15 protein-coding genes and 1 pseudogene are annotated in these 24,081 nt (G+C 46.3%); 3 read left to right on the top strand and 13 right to left on the bottom strand.

Annotated elements, in window-relative coordinates; translation table 11 throughout:
* The first annotated feature begins 209 nt into the window (after positions 1–209).
* Positions 210–2,645 (top strand): beta-galactosidase, encoded by a 2,436-nt coding sequence (locus Q4526_RS08880; RefSeq protein WP_215976711.1) that lies wholly within the window; start codon positions 210–212, stop codon positions 2,643–2,645.
* A 73-nt stretch (positions 2,646–2,718) separates the two neighbouring features.
* Here Q4526_RS08880 and Q4526_RS08875 read toward each other — a convergent pair whose 3' ends face one another.
* The 5 genes from Q4526_RS08875 to Q4526_RS08855 all read right to left on the bottom strand — a co-directional run bounded on the left by Q4526_RS08875 (position 2,719) and on the right by Q4526_RS08855 (position 12,670).
* Positions 2,719–4,224 carry a tryptophan halogenase family protein gene (locus Q4526_RS08875; protein ID WP_215976710.1) on the bottom strand — a complete coding sequence of 502 codons (1,506 nt, stop codon included), beginning with the start codon at positions 4,222–4,224 and terminating at the stop codon, positions 2,719–2,721.
* Positions 4,225–4,350: 126 nt separating this feature from the next.
* Complete coding sequence (locus Q4526_RS08870) at positions 4,351–7,191, bottom strand: TonB-dependent receptor (RefSeq protein WP_215976709.1); 2,841 nt, start codon at positions 7,189–7,191, stop codon at positions 4,351–4,353.
* A 427-nt stretch (positions 7,192–7,618) separates the two neighbouring features.
* Positions 7,619–9,028: a sulfatase-like hydrolase/transferase gene (locus tag Q4526_RS08865; RefSeq protein ID WP_215976708.1), complete on the bottom strand. Its 1,410-nt coding sequence runs from the start codon at positions 9,026–9,028 to the stop codon at positions 7,619–7,621.
* An 86-nt stretch (positions 9,029–9,114) separates the two neighbouring features.
* On the bottom strand, positions 9,115–11,097 hold the full coding sequence (locus tag Q4526_RS08860) for a glycoside hydrolase family 127 protein (RefSeq protein WP_215976707.1): 1,983 nt from the start codon (positions 11,095–11,097) through the stop codon (positions 9,115–9,117).
* A 19-nt stretch (positions 11,098–11,116) separates the two neighbouring features.
* Complete coding sequence (locus Q4526_RS08855) at positions 11,117–12,670, bottom strand: sugar porter family MFS transporter (protein WP_215976706.1); 1,554 nt, start codon at positions 12,668–12,670, stop codon at positions 11,117–11,119.
* 184 nt (positions 12,671–12,854) lie between these two features.
* On the opposite strand from Q4526_RS08855, the pseudogene Q4526_RS08850 reads away from it, so the two are divergent.
* Positions 12,855–14,156: pseudogene (locus Q4526_RS08850) on the top strand (IS4 family transposase).
* 49 nt (positions 14,157–14,205) lie between these two features.
* On the opposite strand, the gene Q4526_RS08845 reads toward Q4526_RS08850, so the two are convergent.
* The 8 genes from Q4526_RS08845 to Q4526_RS08810 form a co-directional block, all read right to left on the bottom strand.
* Positions 14,206–14,946, bottom strand: a complete 741-nt coding sequence (locus Q4526_RS08845) for a FadR/GntR family transcriptional regulator (protein ID WP_215976705.1) — start codon at positions 14,944–14,946, stop codon at positions 14,206–14,208.
* Positions 14,947–15,085: 139 nt separating this feature from the next.
* Positions 15,086–17,338, bottom strand: a complete 2,253-nt coding sequence (locus tag Q4526_RS08840) for a xanthine dehydrogenase family protein molybdopterin-binding subunit (protein WP_215976704.1) — start codon at positions 17,336–17,338, stop codon at positions 15,086–15,088.
* Positions 17,339–17,349: 11 nt separating this feature from the next.
* A complete protein-coding gene (locus tag Q4526_RS08835) occupies positions 17,350–17,814 on the bottom strand; it encodes a (2Fe-2S)-binding protein (RefSeq protein ID WP_215976703.1) in 465 nt (154 codons plus the stop codon).
* Between the two features lie 38 nt (positions 17,815–17,852).
* Positions 17,853–18,263, bottom strand: a complete 411-nt coding sequence (locus tag Q4526_RS08830) for a hypothetical protein (RefSeq protein ID WP_215976702.1) — start codon at positions 18,261–18,263, stop codon at positions 17,853–17,855.
* 165 nt (positions 18,264–18,428) lie between these two features.
* On the bottom strand, positions 18,429–19,028 hold the full coding sequence (locus tag Q4526_RS08825; protein WP_215976701.1) for a nucleotidyltransferase family protein: 600 nt from the start codon (positions 19,026–19,028) through the stop codon (positions 18,429–18,431).
* Positions 19,018–19,989 carry an XdhC family protein gene (locus tag Q4526_RS08820; RefSeq protein WP_215976700.1) on the bottom strand — a complete coding sequence of 324 codons (972 nt, stop codon included), beginning with the start codon at positions 19,987–19,989 and terminating at the stop codon, positions 19,018–19,020. The genes Q4526_RS08825 and Q4526_RS08820 overlap by 11 nt, the downstream gene beginning before the upstream one ends.
* Positions 19,990–20,021: 32 nt before the next feature.
* Positions 20,022–22,463, bottom strand: coding sequence for an alpha-amylase family protein (locus tag Q4526_RS08815; protein ID WP_215976699.1), 2,442 nt, complete (start codon positions 22,461–22,463; stop codon positions 20,022–20,024).
* A gap of 113 nt (positions 22,464–22,576) precedes the next feature.
* Positions 22,577–23,434 carry a helix-turn-helix transcriptional regulator gene (locus Q4526_RS08810; protein ID WP_215976698.1) on the bottom strand — a complete coding sequence of 286 codons (858 nt, stop codon included), beginning with the start codon at positions 23,432–23,434 and terminating at the stop codon, positions 22,577–22,579.
* A 145-nt stretch (positions 23,435–23,579) separates the two neighbouring features.
* On the opposite strand from Q4526_RS08810, the gene Q4526_RS08805 reads away from it, so the two are divergent.
* Positions 23,580–24,081 (top strand): alcohol dehydrogenase catalytic domain-containing protein (locus Q4526_RS08805; RefSeq protein WP_215976697.1); only part of this gene is annotated, 502 nt, incomplete at its 3' end.

Here is a 24,081-nt window from a genome sequence, read left to right as displayed (position 1 = left end):
GATTATATTTTATGCATGGGGTTTCTTATTTCTAAGCCAAATGACCAGAGAGATGGAATGTCATTTTATTTATTCGAATAGTATAGACGTAGATGACAAGCAGAAAATTCTATAAATAGAATTTAGATAAACCCTACCTACATAAACATTCGTCGATCTAACTAAAACTAAAATTATTTAAAATCAAAAATCAGTGGAACGGAGCATACATGAAGATTAACCCCATTATAAAGTATACAGTAGCAGCCATTGGGATATCCTTTATTGCATCTTGCGGGGGAGGCGGAAATTCATCCAAACCTAATTCCTCTCCGCCCCCTTCTCCTACGCCAACACCAACACCAACACCAACACCAACAAGCCTAAACGAACTTGCTAAAAAGAAGATTATTGAGCTAGAAGAGTTAATGCTTAAAGCTTCAAATGAAAATCATGACATAACACGAGAGGAGTCCGTAATATGGTTCTCCAAAGAATTTTTAAAGTTTGCCAACTGGGATGAGGAGAACCCAAATATAATTGCCAACTTGTATTATCAGTTTTCACCATACCGTGCCACACATAACCAAATAGCCATGCAGCTGCCTGACTTCCAGCGGCAAGAGGTCATTGATATGCTAAATGCAGCCATCGTTGATCTTACTGAAGTAATAGAGAATCAGGTTATCAGACCTCCGGTTAATAAAATTGATTGGCATGGTGTAACAGTTGCTGATGATCAGTTTTTAAGCGACGAGAAACCAGTCTTTCTATATGACTATTTTTCTAAGGCAAATGGACAGCCAACTGACAACACGGATTTATATAATGATCACCTAGGTAATATTGACTTAATGCCTAGCATTAGTCTTGGCATGGCCAGAAGCGAAACGGAACTTTGGCCGGCACAAGCCGAAAAGCTTGAAAACCACCCTAGTGATAAAGTTGGTTACGCACTATTTTGGAATAGAAACATACCTAACTGGATTAGAGAAAGAGAGCCAAACGTTACTCAGGGAAGTTCATTGTTCACCGGATTTGATATTGACAACCCTCTTATTCGTGAAACATGGAAGACCATTGCAAGTGAATTCTCACGCATCACGCAGGGACACCAGTCTATTAAAGCGGGTGTGGTGCTATCAAATGAGCCTCACTGGTTTTCGGAGCAAGGGCACTGGACACAAAACTTTGGTGAAATGAATGAAATATCATCGCATACATTATCCAAATTTAGAACATGGCTTGATAATAAATATAATAATAATGTGATCGCATTAAATTCAAACTGGTCGAGTAACTTTTCGAGTTTTGAAGAGGTAACAATAACTATACCAATTGATCCTAATACCCGAGGCACACCCATTTGGTTTGACTGGTGTCGATTTAACATGGACCGTGTCACTGAATGGTTTACGATGTTACAAGAGGCAATGCAAGAGACCAATCCGAGTATTGATACCAGCATAAAACTTATTCCTGATAACTTTACCGAGAATTACCGATCTCACGGCCTTGATTTTGAAGCATTAACTGAATTAACCACTATGATCGGCAACGATGCTAAAACTCGTGGACGTAACCTGGGGCCTGGTACACAAACGACTGAATCGTGGGAGTCTCGTTATGCCTATTTCTGGGAGGAGTTGGCGGTGTCCTACGACTTTATGGAGTCGGTTTCCCCCAATAAAATCAACGTAAATTCTGAAGCTCATTTTCTATCCACCTCATGGTTCAGGGATAGAGAGATGAGCCCTGATTATGTAAGAAACACCTTCTGGTTAGCAACAATTCTCGGCATGGATGCAAGTTACAGTTGGTTCTGGGCTCGTGACCCAGACGGCTCCCCCGAAGATCGGCTTGAAAGTGAAAGTCTCGACTTCCCAGACCCCGCACTTGCTGGCTCGTGGGCAGATGCAGCTCACGTTCAACCACAAGTTGCCAACGAGTTGACCCAAGTAATGATGGACATGAACAGTGTCTCTGAAGAGATTATGCTGTTGCGTAAACAGCGTCGCCCCATTCGGATTTTCTACTCTGAGACATCTGCCATCAATAAATCTCACTATATGACAGAGCAGTTTGAACTCTACGAGTCTTTGTTTTTTGAGGGGTTTCCGGTCGGTTATGCGACAAAAAATATCATTCAAAAGCAAGCAAATGATCAGTGGGATGTAATCGTTGTCTATAATAACGAATATGTCACGGATTTAGAGTTTAGCGCCTTGCAATCATACCTCGACAATGGCGGAACACTTCTTCTAGGTGACAGCCAAAGCTTAACGATGAACGAATACGGTCAAACGAGATCCAGCACTCTAACTGCCAGTAATGGCGCCTTAATAAAAATGCCCGGCAATGCCAACATAATTGATATTCAGAAGCAAGCTGTAGAGCAGATAGAAAATAAAGGTGCCACCCCAGTTCTGATAGAAGGGGATGGTGTAGTACAAAAAACCAACACATGGCGTGTCGTCAAGAATCCCGATGGCGGCTTTTTAATGACTATCATGAATTTGGGTAATTATACGTCTGAACTGAAGGTGAAAATGGAAGATAAAAGCAACGTAACAATAGTTAATATGCTTACCCATGAAACACTAGAGTCTAACTTTAACCTTGAATCTCAAGGTGTGTTATTACTGAAAATTAATCCAACCCCATAACTAGAGGTTAATATTACTATGGCTCAGCCATATTTTTGGTTGGGCCATAGCCTAAAAATATTTCTTATTATTACTACCCTATCAATTTCTGGAGAAATGCTTCATGCGTAGGGGCCATTTTTGCGGATTCTTTTAGAGCAATAGAACCCCTTTTCATAGAGTCAATTATTTTATAATAATCTGATGAGTCTACATTTGGTAAATAATGTCTTGGACGCAACCCCATTCCCTCTAGTACAGCCCACCAGCTCTCTTCAGAAAACAAATCCATAGGGTTTTTATAGAGTTGCCCATTGGCCGAAAAAATATCGAGCTTTATACGCAGCGATTCTGGAATCTCTCTTTCCTTCCAAGATCTCCAGAATTCAGAATCTTGACGGTTTGAGAGACAATAATGAGCAACAATAAAATCCCTAATACAGTCATATTCTATATGCATTACCCGATTGTATTCGTCAATGAGGCTTTGCTCATAGAAAGCACTGGGAAAATTCTCCACAAGATTCAACATTGACCTCATCGCCAGATATATTCCCGTGGACTCGAGGGGCTCCAAGAAGCCTCCAGACAATCCAACAGCAACACAGTTTTTAACCCAGAAACTTTTCCGTTTTCCGGTTGAAAAATTCAATGTTCTGGCTTCTGATATTTCAGCACCGTCAAGCTTTCCTCGTAAAGCAGTTAATGCTTGATCGGCATCGCAATATTGACTTGAGTAGACATACCCATTACCCGCACGATTTCTCAAAGGAATCTTCCACATCCAACCATGCTCTAATGCGGTCGCTTGGGTATAAGGGGGAATTTCTGCAGCTTGCTCCGTATGAACCACAACAGCCTGATCTGCAGGTAGGTAGTTACTCCAATCAATATACTTAACGCGCAAATATTTATCGATAAGCAGTCCTGCCTGACCGGTACAATCAATAAATAAATCCGCCGATAAGTGTTCTCCAGATGACAAAAACAATCGTTCAATCATTCCGCCAGGAGATAACGTTGCATCTATAACATCAGCATAAACATGTCTGACTCGCTTTTTTTTGCAATAATTTTCTAGGTATTTAGCAGTCTTTGCAGAGTCAATATGTAATGCGTAAGTTGATTCAGATAAAATGCTATCGGATTTTCTGGCAGGGGCTAAAAATCGGTTAATTTTCGCCAAAGCAATAGATGGTGAAAAATCGACAAACTCTGACGGGCACCCATGAAACTTTGATTTAAGCCAATGATGATAAAATGGAACCCCGTCTATTTTACTTCCAACAGATCCAAATGGATGCCAATAAGAGTGTTTTTCATCCAACCAATCAACAAATTTAATACCCAGCTTAAAGGTCGCATCAGTTTTCTTAACAAAATCTTGCTTGGATATTTTCAAGTAATCCAAAAGATCTAAAAAGGTGGGGATAGTTGATTCACCCACACCAACTGTGGGTATATTCGGAGACTCTACAACAGTGATAGCACAAGCAAGATGTTCAGTTGACCTGGCTAAAATTGCGGCTGATATCCAACCTGCGGTTCCTCCGCCTACGACAATAATATTTTGGATTCTATTCTTATTAAGTTCACTCACGTTAAACCTCTTATATCCATAATCCACCGTCGACTTAATATATGATGGCGGATAGTAGTTGCTGCCTAACGGTTATACGTACAAAGGCACGACCAGTATCAACTGGCCGTGCCTTTATGAAAGATATTAGAAGTTCATTCTCAAACCCACTTTATACCGAGCACCCGTGTATTGCATTAACGAAAGTCTCTCTTTCACATCAACGTACTCGAGTGTTCGCTCATTGGTAAGGTTTATGGCTTCTGCAGTCAAAGTAAGATTATCAGTTACATCATACGATAAGCTAGCATCAAGCTGCCCATAAGCTTCAACATGTTCGGGTAGTCCACCAGATCTTTGACCAGTTCTGTATTGAAGAAAATCATCTCTCCAATTGTATGCAAATCTCACCTGATAACCATTCATGTCATAAAAAGCAATGATGTTAAAAGCATTCTCAGCAAAGCCTTCTAGTCCAGATCCAGGCTCTTGTACACCATCTAAGTTAATTGGGAGTGCATTTTTATCCTCAGAGTTGGCGTAAGTATAGTTAGCTTGAACCCCCAAGCCACTAAAAAGTCCTGGAAGATTATCAAAATAGTGAAGCGCCGATAACTCAAGACCCGTTATTTCACCGCCGTCTCTATTGTCTTTTTGAGTAATGGTTTCAACAATATCACCAAAGCCAGGCAATGAATAACTGCTATCGACATATTCTCCATCAACATAAATATCCGGAGTGTCGTCACGGCTTGTATTTGTGGATATAAAGGTTGTTATGTCTTTATGAAAAAGGTTAATTGCGTAGGTGCTTCCAGAATCACTATAGTACTCCAGTGCAATATCTAATTGATTAGCTTCATAGGGGCTTAAATATGGGTTGCCACCAGAAGTAGTGAAATTTACTGCTTGGACATCTACATAATTTTTGTTGACGCCAATATCTTCGATGGCCGGACGAGCCAATACCTTAGAGGCCGAAAATCGCATTTGCAGCTCATCACTTACCTCGTAGGTTAGGTTAAGGCTAGGAAGAATATCATCATAGCTGTTACTTCTGGTAATCTCTCCGGGTTCTGTATAGAACACATCTATAATCGCTTGATTACTGGTATCAATGCCAGGCTCTATCGCGATTCTTTCTTTCCCATAACCAGAAGATACTGTTTCGGTATCGATATAACGAAGACCAACGTTACCGCTCCAGTGGTTACCTAATATCTCACCTGATAAGTTTACTTGGATATACGAGGCGAAGTTATCTTCTGTTGTTTGGCTCGACTTGGTTTTATCAAAAACCTCATTGGGCCAATTCTCAACTCCGGACATCTCTGATATGGCGGCATGGTAGTCATTTATATCATTCACCATGATAAAATCGCGTGGGAAATTTCCAGCCACATCACTCAAGAAATCACTGTCAGAATTTACTGAGAATACAGAGTCGTCCATATCGCGAAATCTGCCGCATATTTCCTCTCTACCCTCACCTATGCCACAGTTATCAACGTGCTGTGTTTCAAATACATTCTTAATTTTTTCTCTTTCAGAGGCTGAGGCACCAACACTTACAGAATCAACTCGAATGGCATCACCAAACTCTAAATCCATTTGATATTCGGCGTCAATTTTTAACTCTGAAATCTCATCCTCAAGTTCATTATGAGTAATAAGATTCCAATGGGCACGTACACTCGCGGGATCCGCATAATCTATAGTTGAATTTAAATCTAATACTTCACCATTGATCGTCGAGTAGGTGAAATAATCATTATCAGGGTCAAGACCTTTAGGAAATTCGTCCGGATTTCGCGCATTATTCACATAGTTAGGAACTAATTGATCTTTTCTTGGATCAGAGTTTGCTGTGGAGTGTGAAAGATCAACAGCGACGATCAAATCATCCCACTGTTTAATACTGTTAAAGCCAATTGCCTGGGTTTCTGACTCTTCACCTCGCACTTGAAACAACCCGTCATGTGGTTGTACACCGTATTTTGTTGCCGATAGAGCCGTACCATGATCCGATGCAATAACATCCTTCCAGCCCGGAAATTGCAAGCCAACTTGCATCCCCTGACCTACGGCTACACGTGAAAAGTCTGTATAAAGAAAATCTAAAGTGTTTTCCCAGCTGTCATCGGGGGCCCACTGAAGGCTTACATTAATGCCGGTGCGCTCTCTTTCTTCCTCATCTAACGAAAATTCGAAGCGCCCGGGGTACCAAAGAGTATCTGGAGTGACGACATTTCCGTCAGTATCTTTAATATCTCCTGAAATCACATCAGGGTCGCTTGCATTGAGCGCAGCCCATCGGCTAGTAGAAGCGGAATCGATTCGGTTACTACTTTCTTGTCTAGAAAAACCAAACAGAACCCCTATGGTATCGTCAGCAAAGGTATTACTAAAGACACCTGAGAATTCGGGGTTAACCTCTTCGTTTAAGTCGTTATATTTTGCTCGGAGAGAACCTGCCAATTGCAGCCCAAAGTTGTCGAGCGGTTTAGCTGTTTTCACATCTACATAGGCGCCGACACTACCTTCTGGGGTTTTTGCCATTGGTGATTTTATAACATTGGCCCCCGAAATTAGCTCCGAAGCTAAAATTTGAAAATCAAATTCTCGACTGTTTTCGGTCGTGGCTAAAGTTCTTCCATTAAGTGTGACGAGGTTAAACGATGGACCAAAGCCCCTAACGGTAACTTTTGACCCCTCACCATTGGTTCGTGAGATACTTACACCTGATATTCGCTGTAATGATTCAGCTACGTTTTGATCGGGAAACTTTCCCATATCTTCAGCGACAATACTATCTTGCATGACAGCACTATCCCTTTTAATGTCTGAAGCTGCTTGCAAGCTTTGCCGAATTCCAGTTACGACCACTTCTTCTAATAGATCCTGCTCCTCTTGTGAAAATACATTATTGGCCGAACAAGCAGTTGAAAATGCAACAATTGCTACTGCAAGTTTTTTTTTGGTATACATGGCACTCTCCATTTTTAGAAAAATTAACGTTTGCTTTTTAATATTATGTGTGCAAGACGCGCACTATTACCTTAATTAACTCTGTAAACTTCCTTCTAATGATCCTTAAAACTTAACACTTACTGATTTAGTAGTATGACAACAAAGGTCATACCTTATGATTTGCTTCAATTTTTCTCATGCTAGGCTTTTAAGGCCAACTCTTTGCAAATAATACTTTTGAATGTCTTGTAGAGTATTTCTAATAACCTAGGTGAGAACTCAATCTCTAAAACAACATCAATGGTAATTGGCACATAAAGCACATAACTTTTGTACGCATAAAAAGTAGTTCGTTGGTTGCTATATTTAACTGATTATTAAAGCCCCCCGAAACGGGGGCGATTTATCATGCGATCCGACAATAGCTTTCGAGCTATTAAAATATCTACCTGTAAATATCCATACGCTCAATATCATAGGCTTCATATTTTTGTTGCAATAACCATAGTGGGCGCTCTAGAGTAAGCTCCCAATGGTATAGATCTTTAAACATTGCTTTCAAACGGTCTCGATCTTGCAGCGCCTTATCATCATGCTCGACAATATCTTCGGGCAGGTAAAATAACTCTGCAGGGCGATCACGATGACGAATAAGCTTCCAGTCGCCCTTACGTATAGCGGCACGGGCATCTTTTTTCCAATACATCATCTCATGCGGACGATCTTTATTATCACCGCTTAAATGCGGTAATAAATTTACGCCATCAATATCATTAAGGTTACTGTCATCCCCGCCAGCAGCTATAAAAAATGTAGGTAATAGATCTAAGGTCATTACAGGCTTGTCATAAGAGCCACCTCCTTTAATTTGTTCAGGCCAGCGCATAACAAAAGGCACCCGCACCCCCCCTTCCAAGTGGTTGGATTTCGTCCCTGAGAGAGGTTTATTATCTGAAGAGTTTTTATCTGTCGGACCACCATTATCGTTGGTAAATACCACCAAAGTATTGTCTTCAATACCTAATGACTTAAGCTCATCAAGAATCTTACCTGATGCGCGATCCATAGCCAGCATCATCGCAGCATACGTTTTTCGCTTACCGTGTAAGTTGGGGAATTTTGCTAAATCTTCCGGTGTCGCTTCCATGGGTGTATGAGGAGCATTAAACGATACAAATGCAAAGAATGGAGTTTCATTTTGTACTGACTCCTGCATAAATGAAACAACTTCGTCGGCAATTTTGTCGGTTAAATATTTTTCGGGTTCCTCATAATTGCCAAAGCCACGCTCAATGCGTTTATCGGCTAGCACTGGGTTAGTAGGGTCAATCGTTCCTTCTGGGTATGCAAAGTAGCTACGATCACCGCCACGAAACCCATAAAACTCATCAAAACCACGCCTTAGTGGGTGATATCGGTCAGCGGCCCCTAGATGCCATTTACCAAACATGCCATTGCGATAACCCTGCGGATGTAAGTAATCAGCGATAGTGCTTTGGTCCACCGGCAACCCCATATCTTCACCGGTCAACGCAGAGTTTGGACTCATAAAACCAGGGACATTAATTTCTTCGTAGCCAAATCTTTGCTGATATTTTCCTGTCATCAAGCCAGCTCGTGATGGTCCACAGGTGGCATCGCTTACATACCCTTCAGAAAAAACCACACCTTCGCGTGCAAGCTCATCTAAATTTGGGGTTCTAATTTCCTCACTGCCATGAAACCCAAAATCACCATAACCAGCATCATCTGTAAAAATAAGCAATATATTAGGCTGTTTACTGCCAATTTCAGCTGACCAAACAGGCAAAGTTGAAAATACAAAAAGAAGAATAGAAATACATATCTTATTCATGACTTTTCCTAAGGTTATTTTAATATCAATTAAAAAAACGCCTCTCGGTATTACCCGAGAGGCTAAGGCCCACATACAAGGAAAAATTATCGCCTCAATAGAGGAACAAATACTGACATTTCTGCCGTACCGCGATTACTCCATGAAAAATAAGGTACAAATTGTGATTTATGGTCAGAGAACTCCGTCGACTTTATTTTCCGATACATCCCTTCCGATTTATCTTTACGAAGCTTTAAATTTGTTTCAATTACCGTAATACCACCCAACATATCGGCTTTATAGACAGGCTGTAACTCGGCTCCTTCATCTAAATATACATCTAACACCTTTGTACCTTCCGGAAGATCAGGTGATTCCACTGCATAAACTACTGGTCCGCGGCGCAACGCCACCTGATTACGAACCTCTTCTATTCGAGGGTGCCCTTCTATCAAATCTACACTCATCGGCAACGATAATACAATATTATCACCAGGTTTAAACTGCCGATTAATAACAAAAAACTCACCCTCTTTTATTTCTGTACTTACCGCTTCGCCATTCACTTGAACCTCTGCCGACTCGACCCACCCGGGGATTCGGAGCATTAAATCGAAAGCGTCGCTCTTACAATCATCAATAGTGATACTGACAGAACCATCCCAAGGGTATTCAGTTTCCTGGGTTAGTTTAATATCCGATCCATCATTTAGCTGAGTATGCAACTTATTACTACCATAAAGGTTTACCGCAATGCCGTTTTCACTCAAACAGTAGGCCCAGCCGCTAACTTTAGCGATAGTGCGAACCAAATTGGGTGGACAACAGAAGCATTCAATATACGGCTCGCGATCGGCTGACTCAGTACAATCAGCGTGATCACTATATTCACGTTGACCATGATTAAATCGTAACGGGTTGGCGTAGAAGTAATGCTTACCATCATTACTAATACCAACCATTGCTGAGTTATACAGTACGGTTTCCATGATATCGCCGTATTTGGCCTCGCCTTTAATTGACATCATACGCCAGTTAAACATAGCGTTTGAAATGTTGGCGCAAGTCTCATTGTAGGCTGTGGAATTAGGCATCAGATAATCATCGATAAATCCTTCATGGATCATATTCTGATCATCGTAGGCACCGTGATGAACCTGACCAAGTGCGCCGGTCAAGTACATTTTGTGATTAATGGCTGAATCCCAAATACGATCCAAGGCATCGATAATTTCTTGATCGCCAGTTTCCGCATAGACATCGGCCGCACCCGCCCACAAGTACATACCGGTAACAGCGTGACCTACCGCTTCGACTTCTTCACGCAGTGGAGTTTTCATCTGACACTGATCACCGGTAAACCAATATGGAACCGTCTCGTGCAGATCCATAGGCACCGAGCCACGCATTGTTACGAAAATATCCGCAAGCTCTACATACTTTTTATTGCGAGTCGTCCGATACAACTCTACTAAGGACATAATTTGCGAAGGGTTAAACCCGAAACGGGCTAAACGTTCTTCACGCGGCCCAAATACCGCGTACAGGTAGTCCGCTGCTTTTACCGCCAAATCAAACCAGTTGGTCTTTCCGGTAATACGGTAATGGATCAACCCGCCTTGGATAAGATGCCCAAAATTATAAAGCTCATGATCAGTAACTACGCGCCAGCGACCGCTATTATTGATTTGAACATGTGTGTGCAAATAACCATCATCCTCTTGGGCCTTAGCGATAACGTCGATGATTTCATCCAGCTCTTTCAGAATGGCTTCATCTTTATTGTGGGCATAGATGTATATACACGCTTCCATCCACTTATAAAAATCGCCATCGTGCCATAACATGCCTTTGGCTTCGCCTTCCATCAAGCCAGCAGCAACTTTAAAGTTGTTGTAGGCATGCCCCACCTCACCTTTCAGTAAGGTTCCCATGTGAGGAGCCATAACCTCCTCACACAGTTGAAACTTATCCGCCCAGAAACCCTCTGTCCACTGACAGTCACCCATATTAATGCTGCGCAATTTAACATAGGGGCTTTCGCTGTTGCCGACAATGGCAGCATTTTTCTTGTGGTATTCGCTCATAACTTTACTCTCAGTCTGGTTAAGACGCCTTTACAAGGTCTTGTTCAATTTCTTCAATAGTTTTGCCTTTCGTTTCTGGAAGGAATATGGCCATTACCACCAAACCGGCAAAGGCGACAAAGGCATAGTTTAAAAAGGTACTCGCCGCGCCCATTACTTCCAGCTGCCAGGGGAATATTTGCTGAATAGAGAAGCTCGCTAACGTTTGCACCAATGCAGCAAACGGCAGGGCCACACTGCGCACATCGTTCGAAAATATCTCTGAAAAAATCACCCACATAATGGGGCCGATACTCATATTAAAAGCCGCCAGAAATGCAAACAGCCCCAAAAGCACAAACGTTGCATCAATAGTGATACTGGCATTGATCACCGGCCCACTAATAAGCGGTAACTGAGACTTATCAAAGTGCTCGGCAAGCGCGGCTTTTAGCTGTACATCTGTGTCATAAGTGATCCCCACCAATGGCTCAAGTGCCTCGGTTACTACATTTTGTTCGGCAATAGCGGTCAGGCTTTGCTCGTCTATGGTATAGCTCGCATTATTGAAGCCGTACCATATAGAGCAATGCGCTAGTACCACTAGGGTTAAGCCCAACAAAGTTAAATTGCGACGACCAAATTTTTCCACGCTAAAGATCGCCACCAATGTAAACACCACGGCCACAGCACCCAGCACTATGGTCTGCATAAAACTGCTCTCCACTGTCGCACCTATTTGCTCAAACACCGTAGGGGCGTAAAACAGCACGGCATTCATACCACTACCGCCCTGCACCACCGCATAGGCCACCGCAATCAGCAAAACAAAACGCATGGGGCCGCTAAATAGCTGACGCAACTGACGGGTAACCGGTACATCGCCTTCTTGATGAATACTGTGGCGAATTTCATCCATTGTGTGATCGACTTGTTCGGCGGGCAGAGTCATGGCGAGTACCGCACGAGCATCATCATCACGGCGCTTTTTCGCCAGCCAGCGCGGGCTTTCGGGGATGGTCACCAGCAACGCGATCCATACCACATTTACGAGCAATTCAGCGCCCAGCATAAAACGCCAAATATTAGTCTCGTTAAGCCAACCAATATTCGCCAACGATTTCACCAGAAAGTAATTGATGATAAATGCAATCAAGCTACCTAGAGTAATCAGCAACTGGTTGATAGAAACAAACCGCCCCCGGGTTTTAGGCGGCGCCATTTCGCCGATATACATTGCCGATACGGTGAGGGAAGCGAACGCCACACCACCGATAAAACGACCCACAATTAACATAGGGTAGTTGAGCGCCAGCGACGATAATAATGAGGATAAAGTGTAGGCACAGGCGATACCCAGCAATACACCTTTACGACCAAACCGCTCTACCAGCGAGCCGGTAAAAAACAGCGCGACGATCACCCCCAGTAAAGCGCAGCTAACCACCAGGCCCTGCTCAATGGAATCTAACTGGAATTGCGCACTGACGAAGCGCACCGCGCCACTGATATTGGCTGCATCCAAGCCAAATACAAAGCCGCCAAACGCAGCGATGAGAGAGAATTTTGTGACTTTATTATCGTAGCTTTTCATTTTTATAACCCACAGCACAAACTGGTATTGTGCGCACATCTAAACATATGATGTTTATGGAGTCAATACGTTAACTTTTGCTTACAAAAAAGCCCCGCAAGACGGCAATGCTGTTCACTTAAGCATTTGAAGTACAGCGTGACCTAGTAGAAAATCCGATTTCAGGCATCGAATCGGATTTTTTATGGCTTTTCAGCAAGACCTTCTCGACCTAAGTGATCTCTTTAACTTCTCCGACCTTAGTACCTTTACGCACCACATCCCCGTTGAGTGGGTTGAGTCTGCCTTGCGTTTAACACACTCAGCCAGTATCCGTAGGCGTCGATTGCCTGCCGATCAGGTACTATGGCTTGTCTTAGGTATGGCGGTCTTTCGTGATGAGCCCGTACATGAAGTGGCTAGGCGTCTGAACATTTGTGCGCAAGGATTGGCATCACAAGAACTTCTGGCTCGCAGCGGTATAACCGAGGCACCTAAACGCCTCGGCGCAGACCCGGTACAATGGCTGTTCCGTCAAACAGGACAGTGTTGGGGACATGAGCGTTATCCGGGAGATAGTGGCAAGGGCTCCAAGTCTTTGCCGTCGACGGGGCCTTGTTTCGAATACAGGACACAGCAGAGTTGCGTGAGCACTTTGGCTCGGGCAATACCTCCACTCAGCGCCAGACGCCGTTTCCGATGCTGCGGCTAGTCGCCCTGATGAATATCCGCTCGCATACGGTCGTGGACGCGCAGATTAGCCCCTACCGCTGGGGAGAAATTCCTCTGGCCACCTCGTTTCTCTCCCAGCTACCTGATCGCTCAATCACTTTGTTTGATAAGGGGTTTTGGAGCGCGGACCTACTGCTCACGCTTGCCACACAACGTGAAAGCCGTCACTGGCTGATCCCGGAGCGGAAAAATATTAAGCGAGAGACGCTCGCCATTTATGGGAAAAACGATGCGTTGGTGCGTATGCAGGTATCCCCTCAAGCGAGAAAGAAAAACCCGGCGCTACCCGAGTACTGGGACGCCAGGCAAGTCAGTTATCAAGTGAAAGGAGGCATGAAAACGGTGCCGACCTCATTGCCAGTAGAACGATACAGTGCCAGCGATATTGCCCAACTATACCAGGAGCGCTGGGAGATAGAGCTGGGGTTTAGGGATATAAAAAGCTCCATGCAACACAACGTGGTCACGCTGCGCAGCAAGAAGGTAGAGCTGGTCTATCAGGAGTTGTGGGGCTTGCTGTTGACGTACAATATTATCCGGCGAGAGGCGGCGCTGGCAGCCATAGCCTTTGAGCGTTCACCATCGGAGATACGCTTTAAGCCAGTCTGTCAGCAGCTGATTGTGATGGCGGGTTCCAGGACGGCGATTGTCGGAGCTTAGAGCCGGGGTCGGCAGCCTGTTTTTAGAAAGGCGTTCGAAACCAACAACGCCTCGAACGGTTAAGATATCAAAGACTCGCTATCCGGTGGATCGCAATGCTGCTCCTCTTAAGTGAACAGCATTGCCTCAGGACGGGGCTTTCTTGATGAGAATCATCGTGCCGCTTAATTAAACCCCCCCAGCTCCTTACCTAAGCGCTCACAGGCATCACTTAACAGCTTGATGGTTAAACGTTCAGCCTCGTCGCCATCCTGGCCAGCAATAGCTTCAAACACCCGGCGGTGATAAGGAACCGAGTTTTTATTACCAGCGATATCTTGGTTTGTTAAACGCACGCTCACTAAAATCGCGGAGTAAATGACACCCTCCATGGCCGAGATAAATTCGTTATGGGCCGCTTTTAGTATTGAGCGATGAAACTTAGCGTCAGCGATCACAAACCCCTCAACTGACCCGACCTCCAGCTCCATCCGCACAATCGCCTGGCGGATACCGTCGATATCCTCTTTGCTACCCCGCTCGGCCGCCCAGCGTGCCGCCTTGGGCTCAAAGGCCAGGCGGATATCCATCAACTGCTTTAAAAAATCGGGCGTAGGTGAACTGGTCAAGTGCCAAGCTAACACGTCATCATCCAGCATCACCCACTGGGTGCGCGGACGCACCTTGGTGCCAATACCGCGACGCACATCCAGCAACCCTTTACTGACCAGAATTTTAACCGCATCGCGCACCACCACACGGCTCACCTGGTAGCGCTCGGCCAAGGCGTTCTCGTCGTCAATCAGGCTGCCGGGCTCAAAGTGGCCCGCCACAATACGGCGCCCTAGCTCGCGCGCCACTTGCACAGGTAGGCTCGGCGACATAGACGCCGAGCCTTTTAAATCGTAATAAACCAGCTCACTCACGTGTATTCATCCCCTTTATGGGCAATATATTTAAACCGAAACATCGCATGTTAGCACTAACATCAGGTTTAAACATAATTTATCTAATAGTAAAACCGACGATCAGCCCCTAAGTGAACTTGCCCTTTCATCAACAGCCTTATACTAACCCCTGCTTGTGCAAAGGTAGCTCCCGACATCGCTTGCCGGTTACCGCAAAAATAGCGTTACAAACCGCTGGCGCCACAGGGGGCACTCCGGGCTCGCCAACACCACCGGGCAACGGGTCACCAACATCAATAATATCGGTGATGATTTCCGGAGTTTCATTCATCCTCAGAAGTCGGTAGCCATCAAAATTTTGTTGTTGCGCCACACCGTTTTTGTGGGTAATTTCACCGTAGTAGGCGAGACTTACACCAAAGATAGCGGCCCCTTCTAGCTGCGCTCTCACTCGGTCCGGGTTTACCAACATGCCGGCGTCGATCACCATCCAGATTTTTTTAATGCGCACACGTTCACCACTGGTCTCAGCCAGTGCAACACAGGCTACATTGCTGCAAAAACTTCGATGCACACTAATGCCCATACCCTGTCCCGCTGGTAAAGGCTCACCCCATCCGGCAATATCGGCCGCGCGGCGCAAGGTATTTTTAATGCGAGCCACATCAAAGGGGTAATCTTTACTGTTCTCACCGTAGTTAAAGTACTTGGTGCCCTGCTGAGAAAAATCGATATAACGATCTGACCCTAGTAAATCGAGCCAGTATTGAAACGGGTCTTGTTTTAGCTCGTGGGCCAGTTCATCCACGTACGAGCCAATTGCAAAGGCGTGTCCAATATTAGCCACCGAGCGCAGCCAACCGTAGCGCACATGGGCCTCGCCCGGGCCGCTGGTGCACAGAACATTGTCCACCGCAAAAGGCATATCACGCATACCCATATTAGATTCAAACTGAATACCGCTGAAGCCTGATTTAAAAATAGATTGAATACCGGGGCCGGCCTCCCGATGGCGCCAAGCGGTAATATTTTTGCCCTCGAGGGCGCAGGAAATTTCCTGCCGGGAGCAGGCGTGGTAATAATCAAACTGTAAATCGTCTTCTCGCGTCCAAACGACTTTAACCGGCCGTTTTAGCGACTTGCTTAAATAGGCCGCCTCGACCACAAAATCCTGTTTACTTTTTCGGCCAAAGCCGCCACCAAGCAAGGTGACATTTACCTTTACCTGAGTCTCATCAATAGCGAACTGGTCGGCAACAGCTTTTTGCGCCGCCTGAGGATTCTGCGTAGCCGCCCAGATCTCCACGATACCGTGATGCCACACAGCACTAGCTGCAGGTGGTTCCATCGGAGCGTGCGCAAGGCTGGGCACATAGTAGCGACGAGTAAAGGTCGCTTCTGCCTGCTCCAACGTGGTTTTTACATCGCCTTTTTCCCGGTGCGTAAGCATCTCCTTGGTTAGATAACCCTCGAGTTTTTCGGCGTACTGCTGCGAATCAAAACTGTCGTGCTCTGAGGCGGCCCACTGCACGTTAAGCTGACGGCTTCCTTTCATCGCCGCCCAGGTATTCTCGGCCACAACCGCAACACCGCCCAAGGGCTGAAATCGCACCGGGTAGGATAGCTCGGGCATCTCAATAACTTGAATAACACCCGGGACTTTTAACGCATCCTTCGCATCGTACTTAACAGGCTTGGCACCCATTGTTGGTGGGCGCACAACCACCGCTATCGCCAAATCCGCCTGCTCAACATCTATGCCATAAACAGCGCGACCGGTAAGCATATCCACAGCATCCAAGTTGCCAATTTCATGGTTGCCGATAAAGTTAAATTCTTTTTTGGTTTTCAGCGTTAATTGGCTTTTATCCGGCACTTTTTGGGTAGCGGCGAGCTCGGCCAGCTCACCAAAACTAAGTGAGCGCTCGCCGGCCTTCACCGCCCCGTTAGCGGCGCGACACAAATCCGGCTCGAGCTGCCAGCGCTGCGCGGCGGCATGTTCCAGCATGTGGCGGGCAGTAGCTCCCGCCTCACGCAATGCAGTATAAAAGCCTCTAATGGAGTTGGAACCATCGGTATTTTGGCTGCCGTATCTTTTGCCGCCAAGAGCCTGAACAAGTTCAACCTGAGACCAATCGGCATTTAACTCATCGGCCACCACCATCGCCAATGAGGTTCGGATACCTTGTCCCATCTCACTGCGATGGCATATTACCCGCACCCGATTATCACGCCCAATCTCTAAGTAGACACTGGGAGTAAACTCTTGCTCAGGCGGATTCTCCGTATCCTCGGCGCCCAGTACTCTAGGTACATATCCAACCGCGGGCAATGTGGCCCCAAGTAGCAATGATGTTTTAGCCACTCCCGTCAACCAACGTCTACGGCTAATGCATTTTACCTGTGACACGAACAGCCCCTCTAATTAACTTTTATGGCCAGATCGGCGGCAAGTTTGATTGCTTTTTTAATGCGCGGGTAGGTACCACAACGGCAAATGTTCCCACTCATCATATTGTTGATGTCCTCGTCACTAGGGGCTTTATTGGCTTGCAACAAGGCCACTGCTGACATCATCTGACCACTTTGGCAATAACCACACTGAGCTACATTCAGCGTTTGCCATGCCCGTTGTATCGAATGACCGGCATCATCGCTTAAACCTTCTACGGTGGTGACACTTTGTCCATCTAACACTTGCACAGGCAAAACACAGGAACGAACGGCCTGGCCGTTCAAGTGCACAGTGCAGGCTCCACACAAGCCTTTCCCACATCCGAACTTGGTTCCTTTTAAATCAGCAATATCGCGTAAAAACCACAGCAGCGGCATAGAAGTATCACCTCTGTAGCTGTGTGTTTCGCCATTCACTTGAAACTTAATCATGATTGAGCTAACTCCTGCACTTGCCTCGAAGACCCAGATTAGGTCATTAAACGTTTACAAATAATATTTTGTAATACTTGCCAAGGGCGTAGAACACAAAAGCTATTAGTACTCGTCAGAGGGAGCCTTTGCAGACTTGCCAACGCTTCATCCATTGGTTCCTGAAAGTGTAAATACTGCTGCAGCTGGTGATATAAAACCGAAAAGTAGCCAATATCCGAGCCCCGTAATAACTGACACATCAATTCAGCCGACTCACAACATATTTCACAACGAACTGGACTGCCGTCCAAGGCTTGGATAGCTTGCCTCTCCCACTGAACATCAAGCGACTGAGCCGAAAAGCAATGATTTTGTGCTCGAGAAACCGTGCCAGCTTGAGGAAAGAAAACTTCGCTTCCAGAAAACGAACTACTTTTCCCTTCAGGTATAACTTGGCGCAGCCCCATTTTTAATTCCTCATTTTGTTTTTATTATTCAGCCGTTTCGGTGATTTCAATGCTCACAAGATAGGCGAGGGCGATCAATATATTAATATTATATAAATATTCATATGATGTTTAAATATACGAGCAAAACAACTGCAAGTCAAACTAAGCTGTTCAGACTCACGTTTAATACATTGTAATAAGCTTGGATATATCCCTAAATCGGTCTATATCTAGGCAAACATCTCGAGTATCAACTGGCACGTGATTCACCCACTGGGCATTGCGCTGAAGGATGGTCGAACCTGTCTCACCCCCCTTTAACAAGACTAATTGAGGCCAAAAACACCGCCCAAACACTACAGGATGTCCAGGCTGCCCGTTGAGCACTGGGCGCACTATCGAACTTTTGCCCGATGCTTCAAATAAAGGCGCGCAAGTTGCCTGCTGAATAAATGGCATATCACCTAAAAACACCGCAGCACTATCGGCAAACTCAGCAAGCAATAATGCTCGAAAACCGTCCGCCATACTCGCACCCAGCCCTAAAGCAGCACACTCAGTACGAATAATCATCGTACTCTCATTTAAACCCAACTTATTCGCATCATCTTCTTCGCGCAACACTACCCACGAGCGTGGGCAAATTTGTGTTACAGCCTTACAGGTCTCTGCCAACAGAGTCGCACCTGAAGGTACCTTTAGAGCACGCTTATCCAAAGCTCCAAATCGATGAGAGAAACCCGCAGCCATTACCAAGCCTACAACAGAGTGCTCAGAGCTCATCTCGCCCCCTTGCCCGCTTCACTCGAACAATATCGGCCATAACTGCCAATGCAATCTCGGCAGGTGTTTTACTGCCAAGTGCCAAGCCGATGGGCATATGGATACGATGTATTTGATCATCCGTTAAATGGGCAATGCGCTGCAGACGTTCGGCTCGGGCTTGGGACGTTTTCCTTGAACCCATAACTCCAATATAAAAAGCATCGGTCTCTACCGCTTCAACCAATGCCAAATCGTCGATGCGCGGATCGTGGGTCAGAGCCACTATCGCACTAGCACCATGACACATCCCCGGAGTTGCAATATAAAGCGAGGGAAGTTGTTGTATAATCTTACAATCTGTAAACGAAAACTGACTCAACCGCTCTTCGCACGGGTCGCAAACTATCACCTCAAACCCTAAAGTTTTGGCAAAATTGGCGCAAACTTCCGACACACTGGATGCTCCGGCAATCACGAGCTTTGTGGCAGCGCCTACGCGAATAAAAATCCGCCTGCCCTGATGCTCCACCCTCTTACCCAAACAGATATCCTCTTCTAGCTCAACCTCGCCGGAATCAACGTTTACATTACGTCGTATGGTACTTTGCCCAGCAAGAGCGCTGCGCAGCAGACGAAAATGCCGTCGGGCTTGAGAGGAGGATTCGAATTTTTCCAACATCAAGCTTAAAGTACCACCGCAAGGTAACCGAACACCACTTTCGGGAGCGGCAGAACCATAAATCAGCTGGGTAACTTTTTGACTAAATTCCCCCGCGCGTATTCGCGCGAGAAAATCCTCCTCAACACAGCCACCTGAGAGAGAGCCAACATAATCGCCATTACCACGAACCACCAGCATGGAGCCCGGCTCCCGTGGCGATGAGCCATAGGTAGACAGCACGGTTGCCAACCACAAGGGCTCGCCGGCCTCCAACCATTGGCATGCGACATCGATAACCTGAACGTCCAACTGCTGCATTTGCTTAGCGTCAATCGTGTTATAGCCGTTACTTACTGACCAACCCTAACCTGCCACAAGACCACGCTTTTAGGTGCCAACACGGGCGTAACAGACACTGGCTTCTGAGTGAGCATATCTACCACGTTCAATTCACCGCCGCCCTCAACGTTGAGGGTAAGGGTTGCGTCATTTTTACCCAAGTTAATTGCGCTGATCAGATAACGGCCATCTTGCTGAGCAATGGCTTGCCAGCGAACACCTTTATGGCCGGTACCATTGCTTTCCCGAAGTTTAACTCTGGGCAGAGACTCTTTTACAGTATCTAGCGCCAATTCCCGTATATCCTCCAAAGTGGCGTCGCCAGAGAGCTGAACAAGACGCTCTTTGGGCCCTTTCAGCGCAACAGAATGTGGCAGGCCATATTCGTCCTTGCTTAAACTTTCTGGGCTGTCGACGATCACAGTACCGCCGTTATCCAGATACTGCTGTAAGGCCTCCAGCTCAGCACGGGTAACAAATTCGGTTTTGTACACCAGCACCGCATCCCATGAATTGTTATCCTGTTTCTGAATAATTTTCTGCGTGGCAAAGCCCATCGGAAAGCCCTCAAAAAATAGCTTTTCATAAACGTCAAACTGCTCAGACATATGGAAAGGTTTATTAATAGCTGAGGTTTCAGAATGGAACAAACGTAGAGGGCGGCGCTGCTTGCGCAACTGAATAATTTCCTGAGAGAAGCTATTCAAGTCGTACATAACCTGAGTAAAGGCATTGGCAATGTGTGGCTGCTGATTAACCGATCCGGCAAATGATCCAGCCAAAGCCGGATCGAAAAAGTTGAGCTCACCCTCCAGGCGATCCTCGAACGAACCGTCCGGATCACGCGCCCAGAACCACGCCATATTGGCATCCATACCTTGTAGGGTAGCCAACCAATAAATTGCATGAACATAGTCAACACTGGTGTCCAGATCACGCCACCAAGAGGCCGACAAGAAATGCGATTCAGAATTAACATGAATTTTTTCTGGTGACACCGACTCCATAAAGTCATATGACATACTCATCTCTTCCCAGAACAGAGAATAATGAGCCTCCCATTTTTCTGGATTTTTGTGATTGAGTAAACGAGACTCACGAGCCTTAGCGTCATCACCGATCATAGTGGTCAGCTCGGTCAGCGCCTCCACATCGATACCGTGAGACCGGTTATTCTCACTGTACATATTGGGCATAATTTTAATGTGCGTATCGGCGCTCGGGTTGCCCTCTTTGAGCTTGCTCTGCAAAAAGCTAAACCAGTTGATCGAGCGGTCCATATTAAAACGGCTCCAGTCGTACCAAATGGGTGTGCCACGAGTTTCTGGATTGATGGGGATATCAATGGATACCTCATCAAATGAGGCGAATTCTGTTTTCCAGTTAGTATTTAATGGCGCAATTTCGCCAGCATACTTCTCGTGTAACCATTCACGGAAATGAGTCAGTGTGTAGGAAGATATTTCGTTCATTTCCTGGAAATTTTGACTCCAGTGACCTGCTTCCGAGTACCAATGCGGCTCGTTGGCCAAAATATAACCCAGCTGTGTGACTTTTTTGTCGCGGGTTAAGGCCCCGGTTTCTTTCGCGATGGTGCCCCACACATCGCGCACCAACGGGTTATCAATATCGTAGCCTGTAAACAGCGAACGGCCTTTACGCACTTCGGGCTCGCGCGCTTCGACCCACTCGGGGATACCCATATTCCAGTAGATTAAAAAGCCCACGTTGCTGTTGTCGATCCCGGTGACTTCGCTCAGCAGCGCTTCATCGAAGGTGCCGTCTTCTTTTAGCAGAAAAGAGTTAATCGCGCGGTCGTGATCGACCGGATAAAGATTTTCGCCGCCGTGGTAAATAGCACCGAGGTGATCATTGTAAACCGCCGTATCGGTTAACGGTCGGCCCACCGACTTAGAAAAATAATCGTATAAAAATATCGGCTTGCCATCACTTAGCAACATGTTGTCGCCAACCTCAATATTCTGCCAATCCACTTTGGGCACCGGACGGCGTGTAATAGTGCCCGTTATTACTTGGTCCAATTCCGCCGTGGCAGCATCGAGAATCTCGATTACCTTTTGCCGCTGAAAATCCGGAATGTCGGCAGCCAGCTGCTCACTGCGCTCGGCGTAAGGGGCGTATTGGGCAAAAGCGTACGCCACTGCCTCTTGGTTAGCCTCATCCCAAGAGGCATACTTTAAAAACTCGTTAGCAAACCACAGTACGGTCTCTTCGCGGGTCACATCCAGGCTCTGCTTTCGTGCCTCTTGCATTTTGCGCTGAAGAGCTGTGATTTTCTGCTCGGCCGTGATCACATAGTGACTGCTGTCCTGGCTGGTGCCGCTCTCTAATGAGCGAGTAGTATTAATTTGTGGCACCGGGGATGAGGCGTCCTCGCTACAGGCACCAAGCACTAAACTGGCCACTGCGGCCATTAAAAGCTTTCTCGACATCGAACTCTCCGCTGGATTATTAGCATTTTCGCAAATCATACCACATATTCAAACATCATATGTTTAAATTGGTAAAGCTCCTCCATCTGCAACCCACTCAAGCGAAACACTGGTTAGCTCTTCACCACCACCTGATCGTGATACTTTTTAGGGGTAACGCCAAACTGCTTTTTAAACAGCGAGATAAAATGCGACGGGCTGGAAAAACCCAACTCGTAGGCAATATCGGTAATGCTGTGCTCGCTTTGCGCCAGCAACCTGGCGGCGCTGTACAGCCTGTGGCGAATGCTGTATTCACTGTAGCTGTAACGAAACACGCTTTTAAACAGGCGCGAAAAGTACGAGGGAGATAAATGACACAGCTCGGCCGCCTCGTTTAACGACAACTCCACGTAGCGCTGATGACGAAATAAATTAATCACCGGGGTTAACCGCTCAAAACCCGCAGCCCGCTGCAGCGGCTGAGTGTGAGGCGCCTGCACGGGGACGGCCCCCTCCACCACGCAGCTTAGCAGCAAGCCCAGCAGAAGTTGCGACTTCTCGCTAAAGGGATCCCGCTGGTAGGCCTCAAGCAGCCAGGCGGTGACTTGCGCAATCTGTGCTCGCGCCTCGGCCGAGGGCCTGAGGTGCATCCCGTAGCGAAAGAAATCCGCAGCGCCGCCGAGCTGGCTATCTTCCAGCACCGAGGGTAGAAACTGCACGATATACCAACTTTTGGGCCGCTCGGTTAGCTCAAAATCGTGAGTTTCCAGCGCTGGAGTAAACACCAGATCGTAATCGTGCAATTGCGATTGCCCCTGATTGTAGAAAAAGTTGCCCTCGATCTCTTGAAACACAATCAGCTCGTGCACCTCGTGAAAGTGCATAAAGCAGGAATAGGGATCATTGTGGTTGTACACCACATGGTGCACTTCAAAGTTCTGCCCCTGACGAATACAAAACGGCTCGCAGTAGATATTACTTTTTTTCATTTATTGGTCGCTCCCGCGGCACTTGGCCAGTACTGACGCACGCCCCCAGAACATCATAGATTTGATACTTTAGGGCCAGATCTTATAGTAAACCCCTTATTCTAATGGTCAAATACATCAAATTTCTGATAATTTGGGGATAACCATGCCACAGTCAAAAGCTCTTGTTTCCGATGGCCGCGGTCAGTTTGAACTGCGCACAATTACTGTGGGTGAGCCCGGCCCGCGAGAGGTACGCATCAAACTAAAAGCTGCCGGCATTTGTCATACCGACTGGGACTCTGTACAAAACTGGGACAAAACCTTTGTCATGGGCCACGAGGGTGCCGGTGTAGTCGACGCCGTAGGCCACGAAGTGAGCCACCTGACCCCCGGCGACCGGGTACTGCTGAATTGGGCCATCCCCTGCGGCTATTGTTTTCAGTGTTTAGAGGGCAACACCCATATCTGCGAAAATCACTCCCCAGTGTGTTCAAACACCTTATGCGGCCACGCCCATGAGGCGGCCAGCCAGCTCGATGGAAAGCCGGTAGAGCGCTCGTTTCATTTGGGCACCATGGCCGAGTACACCGTGGTGCGCCAGGAGGCAGTAACCAAGCTGGACGATCACGTGCCTTTTGGTGTGGGCGCCATTCTCGCCTGTGGCG

This window comes from Gilvimarinus sp. 2_MG-2023 (assembly GCF_030547685.1).
Classification (GTDB): domain Bacteria; phylum Pseudomonadota; class Gammaproteobacteria; order Pseudomonadales; family Cellvibrionaceae; genus Gilvimarinus.
This window is presented reverse-complemented; position numbering and strand designations above follow the sequence as displayed.

Coding starts and splice junctions, on each gene's coding strand:
- Q4526_RS08880 (WP_215976711.1), top strand. CDS start 210: ATGAAGATTAACCCCATTATAAAGTATACAGTAGCAGCCATTGGGATA.
- Q4526_RS08870 (WP_215976709.1), bottom strand. CDS start 7,191: ATGTATACCAAAAAAAAACTTGCAGTAGCAATTGTTGCATTTTCAACT.
- Q4526_RS08865 (WP_215976708.1), bottom strand. CDS start 9,028: ATGAATAAGATATGTATTTCTATTCTTCTTTTTGTATTTTCAACTTTG.
- Q4526_RS08860 (WP_215976707.1), bottom strand. CDS start 11,097: ATGAGCGAATACCACAAGAAAAATGCTGCCATTGTCGGCAACAGCGAA.
- Q4526_RS08855 (WP_215976706.1), bottom strand. CDS start 12,670: ATGAAAAGCTACGATAATAAAGTCACAAAATTCTCTCTCATCGCTGCG.
- Q4526_RS08835 (WP_215976703.1), bottom strand. CDS start 17,814: ATGATTAAGTTTCAAGTGAATGGCGAAACACACAGCTACAGAGGTGAT.
- Q4526_RS08830 (WP_215976702.1), bottom strand. CDS start 18,263: ATGGGGCTGCGCCAAGTTATACCTGAAGGGAAAAGTAGTTCGTTTTCT.
- Q4526_RS08825 (WP_215976701.1), bottom strand. CDS start 19,028: ATGAGCTCTGAGCACTCTGTTGTAGGCTTGGTAATGGCTGCGGGTTTC.
- Q4526_RS08820 (WP_215976700.1), bottom strand. CDS start 19,989: ATGCAGCAGTTGGACGTTCAGGTTATCGATGTCGCATGCCAATGGTTG.
- Q4526_RS08815 (WP_215976699.1), bottom strand. CDS start 22,463: ATGTCGAGAAAGCTTTTAATGGCCGCAGTGGCCAGTTTAGTGCTTGGT.
- Q4526_RS08810 (WP_215976698.1), bottom strand. CDS start 23,434: ATGAAAAAAAGTAATATCTACTGCGAGCCGTTTTGTATTCGTCAGGGG.